The organism is Pseudomonas sp. MUP55, from assembly GCF_034043515.1.
Lineage (GTDB): Bacteria > Pseudomonadota > Gammaproteobacteria > Pseudomonadales > Pseudomonadaceae > Aquipseudomonas.
In genome coordinates this window covers 3,788,415-3,800,901 of record NZ_CP138214.1, presented here as the reverse complement: position 1 = coordinate 3,800,901, position 12,487 = coordinate 3,788,415, and the positions used below count along the sequence as shown (strand labels likewise).

The window sequence follows — 12,487 nt, the reverse complement described above, 5'->3', positions numbered from 1 at the left end:
TTTCGCCTTATCAGATATCACTCCACTATGTCGTCAGCCCTTATCGATGCCTGCCAGATGCCTGTCCCGCACACCGAACGGGTGTGCGCATGGCTGATGGCGCATGCCGGGTTGAAGACGGTCGACCTGGAACGCGCCCGGCGCTTGTCCACCGAGGGTGCGGACCTGCTGGGTCTGCTCACGCGCCTGGGGCTGGTCAGCGAAGCCGAACTGGCCCGCGCCTGGTCCGCCTTGCTCGACGCGCCCCTCTTGCACGCCGATGCGGCGCCGCCGCTGCTCGACCCTTTACCCACGCTGACCGAGCGCTTTCTGCGTCACTATCAGCTGGTGCCCATCAGTTGGGCAGATGGCGGGTTGCGCGTACTGTCGGCCAACCCTTCCCAGGTGTATCCGTTCCAGGCCCTGGCCTATGCCTGCCAGGTGCCGATCTGGCTGGCCGTCGGCCCACGCACTGAAGTCGACAGCCTGATCGAGCGCTATTACGGCCAGGGCCGATCCGCCATGGGCACGCTGGTGGAGAACCTGGGCGAGCAGGGCGGCTCCGTCGAAGATATCGAGCACCTCAAGGACATGGCGTCCGAAGCGCCGGTGATTCGCCTGGTCAACCTGATCCTGCAGCGCGCCGTGGAACAGCGAGCCTCGGATATCCACATCGAACCCTTCGAACACCAGCTCAAGGTGCGCTACCGCATCGACGGTGTACTGCACGACGCCGAGGCACCTCCGGCAAGTTCTTCGGCGGCGGTGATTTCACGGGTCAAGATCATGGCGCGCCTGGACATTGCCGAGCGCCGCCTGCCCCAGGACGGGCGCATCATGCTGCGCATCCAGGGCAAGGAGCTGGACTTGCGCGTGTCCACCGTGCCCACCAGTTTCGGCGAATCGGTGGTGATGCGTTTGCTCGACCGACAAACCGTGCAGTTCGATTTTCCCAGCCTGGGCTTCGATGGCCAGCGTCTGGATACCTTCCTCCAATTGCTGGAACGGCCCCACGGCATTCTGCTGGTGACCGGGCCGACCGGCTCGGGCAAAACCACCACGCTCTACACCGCGTTGTCGCGCCTCAATACCCCTGAGCGCAAGATCATCAGCGTGGAAGACCCGGTCGAATACCAGCTCGAAGGCATCAACCAGATTCAGGTAAAACCCGCCATCGGCCTGGACTTTGCCGGCGTGCTGCGCTCCATCGTGCGCCAGGACCCGGACGTGATCATGATCGGCGAAATCCGTGACCTGGAAACCTGCCGCATCGCCATCCAGTCCTCGCTCACCGGCCATCTGGTACTGTCCACCCTGCACACCAACAGCGCCGCCGCCAGCATCACGCGGCTGCTGGACATGGGCGTGGAAAGCTACCTGATCGCCTCCACCGTCAGCGGCATTCTGGCCCAGCGCCTGGTGCGCCGCCTGGACCCGGCCACGCGCGTGGCGTTCGAAGCGCCACCGGCGTTGATCGAGGAACATGGCCTGGGGCGTCTGACCGACCAGCGCCCGATCCTGCTCTACCACGGCGACTACCATGGCCGCAGCGCCCTCACCGAATTGCTGGTGATGGACGATGAATTACGCGGCCTGCTGATGCGCCACGCCGACGCCGCCACCCTTGAGCAAGCTGCCCGCCGCGCCGGCCTGCGCACCTTGTATGAAGAGGGCTTGCGCCAGGCGCTGGCCGGCATCACCACGCTCGAAGAAGTGCTGCGCGTCACCCGTGGGGAACCTGTGTGACGCTGTTCAAGTTTCGCGCCCTCGACAGCCAGGGTGTCGCCCACAACGGCACCCTGCAAGCCCGGGACCAGGCCGCTGCCGTTGCCGCGCTGCACAAGCGCGGCCTGCTGTTGTTGCAGCTCGAAACGGCGGGCAGGCCCTTGTTGACCCCGGTGCGCGGGGCGCTGAAAGGCGCGGGCCTGGTCAGCTTCACGCAACAACTGGCGACCCTGCTGGGCGCCGGTCAGCCTCTAGAACGTTGCCTTGGCCTGTTGCTAAAACAACCCGGCCCGCCCCAGGTACGCGGCTTGATCGAGCGCATCCGCGACGAGGTCAAGGCCGGCAAGCCGCTGTCGGCCGCGCTGGAACAGGCGGGCGGCAGCTTCTCGCCGTTGTACCTGAGCCTGGTGCGCGCCGGTGAAGCCGGCGGCGCGCTGGAACGCACCCTGCATCAGCTCGGCGACTACCTGGAACGCAGCCAGCGGCTGCGTGGCGAGGTAATCAATGCGCTGATCTACCCGGCGTTCCTGGTGGTGGGTGTGCTGGGTTCGCTGGCGTTGTTGCTGGCGTATGTGGTGCCGCAATTCGTGCCGATATTCCAGGACCTGGGCGTGCCGATCCCGCTGATCACCGAAGTGATCCTGGGCCTTGGCGAGTTTCTCGGTGCCCATGGGCTGCTGGTGCTGGCCGGATTGATCGCGATCCTGTGGGCGCTGCTGATCAGCCTGCGCCAGCCACGCCGTCGCGAGCGCTGGGACCGTCGCGTGCTCGGCCTGCGTGTGCTTGGCCCGCTGTTGCAGCGGGTCGAAGCGGCGCGGTTGACGCGCACCCTCGGCACCTTGCTCAGCAATGGCGTCGCGCTGCTGCCGGCGCTGGTGATTGCCCGGCAAGTCTGCAGTAACCGTGCGCTGCAGGCGCAAGTGGCGATGGCCGCCGAAGCGGTGAAGGCGGGCGGCACCCTGGGCCGGGCGTTTGGCGAGCAACCCTTGCTGCCCGAGCTGGCCCTGCAAATGATCGAAGTCGGTGAACAGGCCGGTGAACTGGACAGCATGCTGCTCAAGGTCGCCGATATTTTCGACGTCGAGGCCAAGCGCGGCATCGACCGGTTGCTCGCCGCGCTGGTGCCCAGCCTGACCGTGTTCATGGCGGTGCTGGTGGCGGTGATCATGCTCGCAATCATGCTGCCGTTGATGAGCCTCACCAGCCATATCTAAATGTTCAAGGAGCTATAAACGATGAATGCCCGACGCCGCCAACGTGGTTTCACCCTGCTGGAAATGCTCGCCGTGATCGTGCTGCTGGGCATTGTCGCGACCATCGTGGTACGTCAGGTCGGCGGCAATGTGGACAAGGGCAAGTACGGCGCCGGCAAGGCGCAGCTCGCCGGCTTGAGCATGAAAATCGACAGCTACGCGCTGGACGTCGGCTCGCCGCCCACCAGCCTGCAACAGCTGGTGGACAAGCCCGCCACGGCCTCCGGTTGGGCGGGGCCGTACGCCAAGCCGTCGGAATTGAAAGACCCGTTCGGCCACGCGTTCGGCTATCGGTTTCCCGGTGAGCACGGCGCGTTTGACCTGATCTTCTACGGCCAGGACGGCCAACCCGGTGGCGAGGGCTACAGTGCCGACCTGGGCAATTGGGAATAAGCAGCCGATGGCCCAGCGTGGTTTCACCCTGCTGGAAATGCTGGTGGTGATCCTGCTGGTCAGCCTCGCTGCCGGCGTGCTCAGCGTCGGGTTGCGCCAGGGCCTGCAAGTGGCCAAGGAGCGTCGTGTGGTCGGGCAAATGGTCGAGGCACTGCGCACCACGCGGGCCGCGGCGATTATCAGCGGCCAGGCGGCGCGTACCGAGTTCGATCTGCCCCACCGCGCGTTCAGCGCACCGGGCCGCGCGCCGCGCTATTGGCCGCAAGACCTGCAGCTGAGTGTGCACACCGCCGAGCAGGTCGGCTCGGCGGTGGAGTTCTACCCAGACGGCAGCTCCACGGGCGGCAACCTGCTGCTCGCCAACGGCACGCGGCGCTGGCGTATCGATATCGGCTGGCTGACCGGCAGCGTGCAGTCCAAGGCGTTGCCATGAAGCGCCAGGCGGGTTTCACCCTGCTCGAGATGCTCGCCGCCCTGACGCTGCTGGCGGTGTGCAGCACGGTGCTGCTGGTCGCCTTCGGTCAGAGCGCACGTTCCCTGGCACAGGTGGCGCGCAGTGACCGCCTGACCCACGCGGCGCTCACGGTGCTCGATCAGGAAACCGCCGGCCGCCTCGACAGCGGGGTCAGCCAGGGCGAACTGGACGGCATCCACTGGCAACTCACGCTCAGCCGCCAACCGCCGCACCTGTATCGCGTCGACCTGACCGTCAGCGAAGGCCCGCATCAGGCCCACTTCAGCACCTTGAAGGCGCGCCTGTGAAGCGCCGCGAACAGGGCTTCACCCTGTTGGAAATCCTCGTGGTGCTCAGCTTGCTGGCGGTGCTGCTGGTGCTGGTCGGCGGCGCGCTGCTGGGCGCCAACCGTGCGGTGTCCAAGGCCCAGCGCTACAGCGTCAGCCTGGACGAAATGCGGGCCGCCCAGCAGTTCTTGCGCACCGCCATCAGCGAGGCGCTGCCCCTGGATATAACCGAGGACGACAGCCAGGCTGAAGGTTTTTTCAGCGGCACGCCCGAGCGCCTGCAGTTTGTGGCGACCTTGCCCGGTGTGCTCGGTGGCGGTATCCAGCGCTTTACCCTGCAGCGGGTCGACCAGGCCTTGCAGGTGGAGTTTGCGCAGTTGGAATCGCGCATCAACCCCGCCCGCGTTGACCCGCAGGTACTGCTCAACCATGTTGAGCAGCTGCAGTTCAGCTACCGCGGCCTGTCGCCCCTGGGCCAGCCGACCGGCTGGGTCAGCGACTGGCCCTGGCCGCGGCGCCTGCCTGATGCGGTGCGCATCGCGGCCAGCCTCAACGGGCCGGTGCCGTGGGTCACCCAAGTGATTGCGCTGCGCCTGAACCTTTCCAGCGGCAGCCTGGAAGAATGAAGCGCCAGCGCGGTGCGGCGTTGCTGCTGGTGCTGTGGGTGCTGGCCTTGCTCAGCGTGCTGCTCGGCGGCCTGGCCGGTTGGGTGCAATTGCAAAGCCGCCAGGCGCTGTGGCTGGGCCAGCACACCCGCACGCAACTGGCCGCCCAGGCCGGTATCGCCATGGTCATGGCGCAGCCGCACTGGGTGGCCGATGGGCGCGCTATCGCGCTGAACTTTGATGATGCGCGGTTGCAGGTCAGCCTGCGCAGCGAGCGCGGCAAGCTGTACCTGATCAATGCTGCGGCGGATGACCTCACGCGCCTGGCCCTGGCCTGCGGTGCCACGCCCGTTCAGGCGCAGCAATGGGTCAAGGCCCTCCAAGCCCGGCGCCGCCAGGGCCTGGCGCCGTTGCGGGTGTTGGAAGAAGTGCGCCAGCTGCCTGGCATGACCCAGGCGCTCTACAGCCAACTGTTGCCCGAAATCACCTTATGGAGCGACCTGGATCGACCCGATCCGGCGTTCGCCAGCCCCTTGATGCGCAAGGCGCTCAACCTGCCAAGCCGCAACGCCGAGGGCGCCGACCCCGGCCAGGTCGTAGAAATCGACAGCCGCGCCGAACGGCCCGGCGGTTATCAGGCGCGCCTGCGTATCACCGTCTCACTGAGCCCCGTGGAGGACAGCGCACAGCCCTATCGGGTGGTGCGGTGGCAAGAATGAATCGACTCGAACCTATCGCCCGCCACTGGCGCGGCAGCCTGCTGCAACAGGCCTGGCGCCTGTGGCTTACAGAGCTGCGCGGCTGTGTGCCGAGCTGGCTGGCCCTGCAGGAACCGCCGGAGCGCATCCATCACTGGCCGCTGACCGCACCGGTCGAACCGGGCCATGCGCGCCAGGTGCTGATGCTCGGCCCTGACCACGTGCTGCGGCAAACCGTGCAACTGCCCCTGGCCGCCGCGCGCCACCTGGACAATGTGGTGAGCTATGAACTGGACCGCTACACCCCGTTCGAGGCCGAACAGTTGTACTTCGTCGCGCGTCAGGAGCAACGCACGCCCACTCACCTTGAGGTGACGCTGGTGGCGATCCTGCGCGAACGCCTGGACCCGATCCTCGCCGCCTGCGCCACCTTGGGCCTGCGGCCCCATCGCGTGGATGCGGCGGACCTGGGCATCAACCTGTTGCCCACCAGCCTGCGCCCGCGCCAACGCCCGCCGGGCCTGGGTTTGCAGCGCAGCCTGCCGTGGCTGTGCGGCGCGTTGCTGGTCGGTGCGATGCTGCTGTGGCTCAACGACCGCCAGCGTGTAGTCGATGCCATGCAGCACAGTGTCCAGCAACAGAAGGCCCAGGTGGCCCAGGTGCATGCGCTGCGCCAGCAACTGCTCAACAACCAGGGCGCGGCGCAGTACCTGGCGCGACGCAAACTGGCGCAACCGCCATTGGCCGGGCTGCTCAATGACCTGACCCACTGCCTGCCGGCCGACACCTGGCTCGACCAGTTGGACGTCAAGGGCAGCGAGATTTCCATCGCCGGCCAAAGCGCCAAGGCCAGCGGTCTGATCAGCCGGATCAAAGGCTGCCAGCGTCTGGACAACGCCCAGTTCGAAGGGGTGATTCAACCCGATGCCCGCACCGGCAAGGATCAGTTTGCCTTGCGTGCCCATTTGCGCCAGGAGGCAGCCGATGCGCCGACCCCTCACACCCCGTGAACGTCGCGGGGCAGCCTTGCTGGTGCTGGCCGCTGTGCTTGGCGCGGCCTACTGGCTGCTTGTCGACAGCTGGTTCGCCGGGCCGCTGCGCAGCATGGGCGCCCACGCCGAACAGTTGCGCGAACAGCAGCAGCGCTATGCCAGCGTGTTGCGCCAGGGCGACGCGCTGCGCCAGCAGCTTGAGCGGGCGCAGCAGGACCCGGCCAGCAGCGCCAGCCTGTTGCCGGGGGATGACCCCGACGTGGTCGCCGCCGACCTGATGCAGCGCCTGGCCGACCTGGTCGCCAGCCAGGCCGGGCGCGGCGGCGGTTGCAGCCTGACCCAGCGCAAGCCCATCACCGCCGAGCAGGACGACGGCGAGCCGTATCGTCAGGTCAAGGTCAGCCTGACCCTCAACTGCGCCATCGAACCCTTGACCGCGATCCTGCATGCGCTGGAATACCAGCCGCCGTTTCTGTTCGTCGACGAATTGCGCATCCGCCGCAGTCGCGAGGCACCCGCACGGGGCGGGGCGGGCAAGCTGGTGGTGAACCTGCTGGTGCGCGGCTACCTGCAACCGGCGCGGGTGACACCATGAACAGCAGATTGCGCCCCCTGGAGTGGGGCTTGCTCGGCATTGCAGGCTTGTTGGGCCTGCTGATGGCCGTGATCCTCAGCAGCATCGGCGATGAGCCGCAGTGGTTACCCGCAGCACCGCTGGCGGCGCAGCCCTCCGCCAGCCTGCAGACGCCACCCACAGTGGCCCTGGCCGACCTTGCCGGCACCTGGCAGGCGCCGCTGTTCAGCCCGGACCGCAGCCCTGACCGTGCGGTAGGCAAAGCGCAGGTGACCAGCCTGTCCAACCTGACCCTCAGCGGCATCATGATCACCGGCAACCTGCAAATGGCCATGCTTAAACAAGCCGACGGCCCACCTCTCACGGTGCGCCTGGGCCAGAGCCTGCCCAACGGCTGGCGCCTGGAACACCTCACCCCGCAATACGCCCGTTTCGCCCTGGATGGGCGTACCCAGACCCTGAGCCTGTACGGCAAGCGGTTGCCCTCGATTTCTTCTTCTCGCGAGCCCCTCCCTTGATTGATATGCGCACCTCGTTGTTTTGCCTGGCCACCAGCGTCGCCCTCGGCGGCTGTGGCGCGTTGCCCGACCGCCTCGACCCGGATCAGGCGCTTTTGCACGAAGCCCTGCAGGGCACCGGTTCGCAACGCCCGCCCAGCGAGGCACCCACCGTGCAAAGCGCGCCGCCGCAGGCGCAGCCACCCGCGCAGCGCCAGTTGATTCGGGGCAACCAGCAGTTGGTGCGCGCGCCGGTATCCAGGCCTGCGGTGGAGGAGGCGGGGGGCGACATCGTCTTCAACTTTCAGGACCAGCCCATTGAAGCGGTGATCAACAGCGTGATGGGCGACCTGCTGCACGAAAACTACAGCATCGCCCAAGGCGTGAAGGGCAACGTCAGCTTTTCCACCTCCAAACCGGTGGACAAGCAGCAGGCGTTGTCGATCCTCGAAACCCTGCTGTCCTGGACCGATAACGCCATGATCAAGCAGGGCAACCGATATGTGATCCTGCCGGGCAATCAGGCGGTGGCCGGCAAGCTGGTGCCGCAGATGCGCGTGGCGCAGCCTTCCAGCGGCCTCTCGGCACGCCTGTTTTCGCTGCGTTATATCTCCGCCACCGAGATGCAGAAACTGCTCAAGCCGTTCGCCCGGGAGAACGCCTTCCTGCTGGTGGACCCGGCGCGCAATGTGCTGAGCCTGGCCGGCACCCCGCAAGAACTGGCCAACTACCAGGACACCATCGACACCTTCGATGTGGACTGGCTCAAGGGCATGTCGGTGGGGGTGTTCGGCCTGCAACGCGCGTCGGTGGCTGAGCTGATGCCCCAACTGCAAGCCATGTTCGGCGCCGACAGCGGCACGCCCCTGGCCGGCATGCTGCGGTTTTTGCCGGTGGAGCGCACCAACTCGGTGGTGGCGATTTCTTCCCAGCCGCAGTACCTCAGCGAAGTGGGTGACTGGATTCGCACCATCGACGAAGGCGGCGGCAACGAGCCGCAGATGTATGTGTACGACGTGCGCAACATGAAGGCAGCGGACCTGGCCCGCTACCTGCGGCAGATCTACGGCACTGGCGCGATCAAGGACGACACCCCGGCCAAGGTCGCGCCGGGCTTGCGTACCACCACGCTGTCCTCGTCCACCAGCGCCGGTCTGCAGGCCAGCACCCCCATGCCCGTCGCCGAGGAACCGGCCTCTGAAGGCAGCGAAGACGCCCCGGCACCGCCCATCAGCGACCTGGAGGCCGGCACCCGCATCACCGCGCAAAAAAGCAGCAACCAGCTGCTGGTGCGCACGCGTCCTGCGCAATGGAAAGAAATCGAGGCGGCGATCAAGCGCCTCGACAACCCGCCGCTGCAAGTGCAGATCGAGACACGCATTCTCGAAGTCAAACTCACCGGTGAACTGGACCTTGGCGTGCAGTGGTACCTCGGGCGCCTGGCCGGCAATTCCACCAGCACCACGGTGGCGAATGCGTCCGGCAGCCAGGGTGCATTGGGCGGCGGCGGGGCAGGGCTGGGGGCGGCGGATTCGCTGTTCTATTCCTTTGTCAGCTCCAACCTGCAAGTGGCCCTGCACGCCCTGGAAACCAACGGCCGCACCCAGGTGCTGTCGGCGCCGTCGCTGGTGGTGATGAACAACCAGCCGGCGCAGATTCAGGTCGGTGACAACATTCCCATCAGCCAGACCACCGTCAACACGGGGGACGCCGACACCACCTTGAGCAGCGTCGAATACGTGCAGACCGGCGTGATCCTCGACGTGGTGCCGCGCATCAATCCGGGCGGGCTGGTGTACATGGACATTCAGCAGCAGGTCAGCGATGCACAGAGCCAGAGCAGCAACAGTGAAACGCCGGTAAACCCGCGGATCTCCACGCGCTCGGTGTCCACCCAGGTGGCGGTGCAGAGCGGGCAGACGGTGTTGCTGGGCGGGTTGATCAAGCAGGACAACGCCGAAAGTGTCAGTGCCGTGCCGTACCTGGGGAAGATCCCCGGCTTGCGCTGGTTGTTTGGCAACACCAGCAAGTCCAAGGACCGCACCGAGTTGATCGTGTTGATTACCCCCAGGGTAATTACCAGCAACAGCCAGGCGCGGCAGGTGACGGACGATTACCGCCAGCAGATGCAACTGTTGCGGCCCGCTCAATAAGCTTGACTACACACCGTACCAATGTGAGAGGGGGCTTGCCCCCGATAGCTGAGTGTCAGCCACTGCATCCACAGCTGACCCGCCGCCATCGGGGGCAAGCCCCCTCCCACATTTGCATCTCAATGGCTCTAAAATATTATTTATATGAATAAATATATATAAAAATAATGAAATTCAAGAATATTAGCTTATGCCCAAATAGCATTATGTTTTTGAAATTCATTCCGTTATGTTTGAACTCAACAGCCTACCCCTGACCCCGGATGGTACCCAGCGTGATTCAGATTCTGCGCAACTGACCGGGTAATCCCCGGCAGCAGAATCGTTGGAACGGAGTTCAACGTATGTTGCCCCTTCAAGCCCCTCGCTCGCCCCACACCTAGTTCAAACCGCACCCAACCGTGAACACCGGCCATGCCGCGCCCAGCGCGTGCCTGCCCGACCCTGCGATTTGAAAATCTGGGAATAGCGATGAAGCATGTTCTACCCCCCACCGCAGCCTTGACCCTGTCCCTGCTGGCCGCCGCGGCCCAGGCCCAGGATGACAGCACCTTGTCCACCGTGGTTGTCACCGGGAACCGTGGCGCCGAGCAGCGCACCGTCACCAGCAGCCCGGTGCCCATCGATGTGGTCAGCGCCCGGCAACTGCAAAGCACCGGCAAACCCGGTTTGATGGAAGCGCTCAGTGCGGTGATCCCCTCGCTGACGCTACCGGAGAAAACCGGCTGGGATGCCAGTGGCATTGCCCGCGCCCCCAACCTGCGAGGCTTGAGCGCGGCCGAAGTGCTGGTGCTGGTCAACGGCAAGCGCCGCCATACCAGCGCCACCCTGAACATCAACGGCATCAACACCGGCGCGGCCCCGGCCGACCTGGACCTGATCCCCATCAGCGCCATCGACCATGTGGAAGTGCTGCGCGATGGCGCCGCCGCCCAGTACGGGTCCGACGCCATCGCCGGGGTGATCAACGTGATCCTCAAGGCCGACACCAGCGGCACCTCGGTCACCAATGCGGGCCTGGGCTATGACGGCAAGAAGCAGACCGTGCAGCAAAGCCTCAACAAGGGTTTTGAAATCGGCGACGGCGGTATCGTGCAGTTGGCCCTGGATGCGCGCAGCCAGAACGACGACAACAAGGCCAGCGCCAATGGCTATACCTATGAACAAGCCTACGGCCTGGCCGGCAAGTCCACCTACGGCGGCTACGGCACGCCCAAGACCCATCTGCTGACCCTGGGCTACAACGCCGAGCTGCCCATCGACAACACGCTCAGCCTCTACTCCTTCACCACCTACTCACGGCGCAAGGCCGAGCAGGGCCAGAACTTCCGCCTGCCGACCATCACCAACACCATCACCACCGGGCCCAACGGCTACCCCTCCGGCTACACGCCCACCTGGTTTATCGACGAGGATGATTTCCAGGCGGCCTTCGGCGGCAAGGGCACCCTGGGCGAGTGGGACTGGGACCTGTCCACCACCTACGGGCGCAACGAAGCGGAGCAGGGCACCACCCATAACCAGAACCCATCCCTGGGCGAGGCCACACCGAACCGCTTCACCTCCGGCACGTGGATTTCCACCGAGCTGACCACCAACCTGGACTTCAAGCGCGGCTTCGATATCGGCCTGCAAAAGCCGCTGGACCTGTCCTATGGTTTGGAACATCGGCGCGACACCTATGAGGTGCAGGCCGGCGATTACGCGTCCTACGCCAACGGCGGTTACTGCGTGGCACCGGGCAATTGCGCGTCGTCCGGGGCCCAGGTCACCAACGGCATTTCCCCCGACGAAGAAAGCACCGCCTCGCGCAACAGCGTCGCAGGTTACGTGGACGCGGGCTTCAACCCGTTGCCGGACTGGTACGTGGGCACCGCCGTGCGCTACGAGCATTACAACCAGGGCGTGGGCGCCACCCGCAGCGGCAAACTGACCACCCGTTATGACTTCACGCCGCAATTGGCTGTACGTGCCACGGTGAGCAATGGCTTTCGTGCGCCCTCGCTGGCCAACAGCCTGTTCAGTGCACGCTCGACCACCTATGGCGTGGTCGATGGGGTGTACCAGTCGATCAACTACGGCGTATTGCCGGTCGGTTCTGCGGCGGCCAGGGCACTGGGCGCCGAGGACCTCAAGCCCGAGCGCTCCACCAACTTCAGCCTCGGCGTCACGCTTACACCCACCGATCGCCTGAGCTTCACCGCCGATGCCTACGTGATCAACCTGCGCGACCGCATCACCCTCACCGGCACCCTGCTCGGGCCCGAAGTCACCCAGGTGCTGCAGAACAACGGCGTCAATTCCACCTCTGGCGGCCAGTACTTCATCAACGGCGCCGACACCCGCACCAAGGGCCTGGACCTGGTCAGCAGCTACAACCAGGACCTGGGCGCCTTCGGTGCACTGAAGTGGACCGCCGCGTTCAACTGGAACCAGACCAAGATCCTCAACTACAAGGAGTCGACCAACATCCTCGGCACCTCCTACGAACTGATGGACCGCCAGGCGCGCAACCTGATCACCGATGTGCAACCCAACACCAAGCTGATCCTCGGCGGCGACTGGAGCATCGGGCGCTTGAACCTCAACCTGGCCCTGACCCGCTACGGCGCCTACAAGGAAGTGAACTCATCGGCCAATCGCGACCTGGACCGCGTCTACAGCGCCAAATGGATCACCGACCTCGACCTTGGCTACAACCTCACCAAAGACCTCAACGTGGCCGTCGGCGCCAAGAACCTCTTCGACATCTACCCCAAGAAACAAGGCGTGCCGAGCAGCACCATGCTCGCCAGCTACGGCACCTATTCGCCCTATGGTTTTACCGGCGGGTATTACTACACCCGGCTGACTTATGCCTTCTAAGGCCTGCGAGGA

At 65.3% G+C, this 12,487-nt stretch carries 12 protein-coding genes; all 12 read left to right on the top strand.

Annotated elements, in window-relative coordinates:
• Window positions 1-27: 27 nt before the first annotated feature.
• The gene (locus SC318_RS17005; protein WP_320427742.1) at window positions 28-1,725 is read left to right on the top strand and encodes a GspE/PulE family protein; all 1,698 of its coding nucleotides are present in this window, start codon (window positions 28-30) and stop codon (window positions 1,723-1,725) included.
• A complete protein-coding gene (gspF, locus tag SC318_RS17000; RefSeq protein ID WP_320427741.1) occupies window positions 1,722-2,918 on the top strand; it encodes a type II secretion system inner membrane protein GspF in 1,197 nt (398 codons plus the stop codon). Before SC318_RS17005 ends, gspF begins: the two co-directional genes overlap by 4 nt.
• Before the next feature lie 21 nt (window positions 2,919-2,939).
• Entirely contained in the window at window positions 2,940-3,350 is a 411-nt protein-coding gene (gspG, locus tag SC318_RS16995) for a type II secretion system major pseudopilin GspG (protein ID WP_320427740.1), read from the top strand.
• 7 nt (window positions 3,351-3,357) lie between these two features.
• Window positions 3,358-3,783 (top strand): GspH/FimT family pseudopilin, encoded by a 426-nt coding sequence (locus tag SC318_RS16990; protein ID WP_320427739.1) that lies wholly within the window; start codon window positions 3,358-3,360, stop codon window positions 3,781-3,783.
• Window positions 3,780-4,112, top strand: coding sequence for a type II secretion system protein (locus SC318_RS16985; protein WP_320427738.1), 333 nt, complete (start codon window positions 3,780-3,782; stop codon window positions 4,110-4,112). Before SC318_RS16990 ends, SC318_RS16985 begins: the two co-directional genes overlap by 4 nt.
• Window positions 4,109-4,717 (top strand): type II secretion system protein GspJ, encoded by a 609-nt coding sequence (locus tag SC318_RS16980; protein ID WP_320427737.1) that lies wholly within the window; start codon window positions 4,109-4,111, stop codon window positions 4,715-4,717. Before SC318_RS16985 ends, SC318_RS16980 begins: the two co-directional genes overlap by 4 nt.
• A complete protein-coding gene (locus tag SC318_RS16975; protein ID WP_320427736.1) occupies window positions 4,714-5,415 on the top strand; it encodes a type II secretion system minor pseudopilin GspK in 702 nt (233 codons plus the stop codon). The genes SC318_RS16980 and SC318_RS16975 overlap by 4 nt, the downstream gene beginning before the upstream one ends.
• Window positions 5,412-6,404 (top strand): PilN domain-containing protein, encoded by a 993-nt coding sequence (locus tag SC318_RS16970; protein WP_320427735.1) that lies wholly within the window; start codon window positions 5,412-5,414, stop codon window positions 6,402-6,404. Before SC318_RS16975 ends, SC318_RS16970 begins: the two co-directional genes overlap by 4 nt.
• Complete coding sequence (gene gspM / locus SC318_RS16965) at window positions 6,379-6,981, top strand: type II secretion system protein GspM (RefSeq protein WP_320427734.1); 603 nt, start codon at window positions 6,379-6,381, stop codon at window positions 6,979-6,981. Before SC318_RS16970 ends, gspM begins: the two co-directional genes overlap by 26 nt.
• A complete protein-coding gene (locus tag SC318_RS16960) occupies window positions 6,978-7,478 on the top strand; it encodes a type II secretion system protein, XpsN-like (RefSeq protein WP_320427733.1) in 501 nt (166 codons plus the stop codon). Before gspM ends, SC318_RS16960 begins: the two co-directional genes overlap by 4 nt.
• 5 nt (window positions 7,479-7,483) lie before the next feature.
• Window positions 7,484-9,610, top strand: a complete 2,127-nt coding sequence (gene gspD / locus SC318_RS16955; RefSeq protein ID WP_320427732.1) for a type II secretion system secretin GspD — start codon at window positions 7,484-7,486, stop codon at window positions 9,608-9,610.
• Window positions 9,611-10,081: 471 nt separating this feature from the next.
• Window positions 10,082-12,475 carry a TonB-dependent receptor plug domain-containing protein gene (locus SC318_RS16950; RefSeq protein ID WP_320427731.1) on the top strand — a complete coding sequence of 798 codons (2,394 nt, stop codon included), beginning with the start codon at window positions 10,082-10,084 and terminating at the stop codon, window positions 12,473-12,475.
• Window positions 12,476-12,487 lie beyond the last annotated feature (12 nt).

Excerpts from the sequence above, each read along its gene's own strand:
- gspM (WP_320427734.1), top strand. The coding sequence starts at position 6,379 with ATGCGCCGACCCCTCACACCCCGTGAACGTCGCGGGGCAGCCTTGCTG.
- SC318_RS16985 (WP_320427738.1), top strand. The coding sequence starts at position 3,780 with ATGAAGCGCCAGGCGGGTTTCACCCTGCTCGAGATGCTCGCCGCCCTG.
- SC318_RS17005 (WP_320427742.1), top strand. The coding sequence starts at position 28 with ATGTCGTCAGCCCTTATCGATGCCTGCCAGATGCCTGTCCCGCACACC.
- SC318_RS16975 (WP_320427736.1), top strand. The coding sequence starts at position 4,714 with ATGAAGCGCCAGCGCGGTGCGGCGTTGCTGCTGGTGCTGTGGGTGCTG.
- SC318_RS16970 (WP_320427735.1), top strand. The coding sequence starts at position 5,412 with ATGAATCGACTCGAACCTATCGCCCGCCACTGGCGCGGCAGCCTGCTG.
- SC318_RS16990 (WP_320427739.1), top strand. The coding sequence starts at position 3,358 with ATGGCCCAGCGTGGTTTCACCCTGCTGGAAATGCTGGTGGTGATCCTG.
- gspD (WP_320427732.1), top strand. The coding sequence starts at position 7,484 with ATGCGCACCTCGTTGTTTTGCCTGGCCACCAGCGTCGCCCTCGGCGGC.
- SC318_RS16950 (WP_320427731.1), top strand. The coding sequence starts at position 10,082 with ATGAAGCATGTTCTACCCCCCACCGCAGCCTTGACCCTGTCCCTGCTG.
- SC318_RS16960 (WP_320427733.1), top strand. The coding sequence starts at position 6,978 with ATGAACAGCAGATTGCGCCCCCTGGAGTGGGGCTTGCTCGGCATTGCA.
- gspG (WP_320427740.1), top strand. The coding sequence starts at position 2,940 with ATGAATGCCCGACGCCGCCAACGTGGTTTCACCCTGCTGGAAATGCTC.